This window comes from Rhizobacter sp. P3_B12, from assembly GCF_056402895.1.
Genome location: NZ_JBFUGN010001325.1, coordinates 1 through 1,334 on the forward strand (window position 1 = coordinate 1; position 1,334 = coordinate 1,334).

The following is a 1,334-nucleotide window of genomic DNA, read 5'->3' on the forward strand; positions in this document are numbered from 1 at the left end:
GCCTCGGCACCTGCCGAGCCCGCCTCGGCGCCGCCCTCCGCGCCATCGCCGGCCACCGTCGCCGCGGCGGACCCCGCGGCCTCGGCCCCGGCCGCCTTCGAATGGCCTGGCTCGACCCGCCTCAACTACGTGCTGACCGGCAACTTCCGTGGCCACGTCGACGGCGAGGCGCAGGTCGAGTGGATCCGCGAAGGCAACCGCTACCAGGTGAACGTCGACGTGGTCATCGGGCTGTCGTTCGCGCCGACCGCGTCGCGCCGGCTGACGAGCGAGGGCCAGCTGACCGCCGACGGGCTGTACCCGACGCGCTACGACCAGCTGACGCACGTGATGCTGCGCGACGACCAGCGCGTCGCGATGCAGCTGCTGCCCGATGCGGTGGTGCTGGCCAACGGGCAGCGGCGCATCCGCTGGCCGGGCGTGCAGGACACCGCGAGCCAGTTCGTGCAGCTGACCTGGCTGTTCACGACGCAGCCGCAGAAGCTGCGCACCGGCGAGAGCGTCGAGATCCCGCTCGCGCTGCCGTTCCGTGTCGAGCCGTGGACCTACGACGTGCTGGAGGAGGAGACGCTGTACACCCCCTTCGGCGAGGTGCAGGCCTTCCGCGTGAAGCCGCGCCGCCAGCCGCGCGGCGGCGACCTGATCCCCGAGATGTGGATCGCGCCGAGCATGCGCTACCTGCCGCTGCGCATCCGCATCCACCAGGATGCCGACACCTGGGTCGACCTGATGATCCGCCGCAAGCCGGAGCTGGCGGCGTCGTGAGCGCGATCTGCCTACACTCGACCATCACCCCTCAGAAAACACCGAAGGAGACCCGATGAGCCACGAATGCATCCTCACCGACGTCCAGGGCAGCGGCCCGCTGCGCATCGGCGTCGTCACGCTGAACCGGCCGAAGCAGCTGAACGCGCTGAACGACACCCTGATGGACGAGCTGGGCGCGGCGCTGAAGGCCTTCGATGCCGACGAGGCGATCGGCTGCATGGTGGTCACCGGCAGCGAGAAGGCCTTCGCGGCCGGTGCCGACATCGGTGCGATGGCGGGCTGGAACTTCATGGACGTCTACAAGAGCGACTACATCACGCGCAACTGGGAGACCATCCGCAGCGTGCGCAAGCCGGTGATCGCCGCGGTGAGCGGCTTCGCACTGGGCGGCGGCTGCGAGCTCGCGATGATGTGCGACATCATCCTCGCGGCCGACACCGCGAAGTTCGGCCAGCCCGAGATCAAGCTCGGCATCATCCCCGGCGCCGGCGGCACGCAGCGGCTGCCGCGCGCGGTCGGCAAGGCGAAGGCGATGGACATGGTGCTGACCGGCCGCATGATGGACG

The 1,334-nt window shown here is 70.2% G+C and carries 2 protein-coding genes; both read left to right on the top strand.

All coding sequences use genetic code 11. From position 1 onward, the window contains the following. Window positions 1-765: DUF3108 domain-containing protein (locus AC1D01_RS34925; RefSeq protein WP_477874137.1), on the top strand; the 765-nt coding region annotated here is incomplete at its 5' end. Between the two features lie 55 nt (window positions 766-820). Beyond that, window positions 821-1,334: enoyl-CoA hydratase-related protein (locus AC1D01_RS34930; RefSeq protein ID WP_477874139.1), on the top strand; the 514-nt coding region annotated here is incomplete at its 3' end.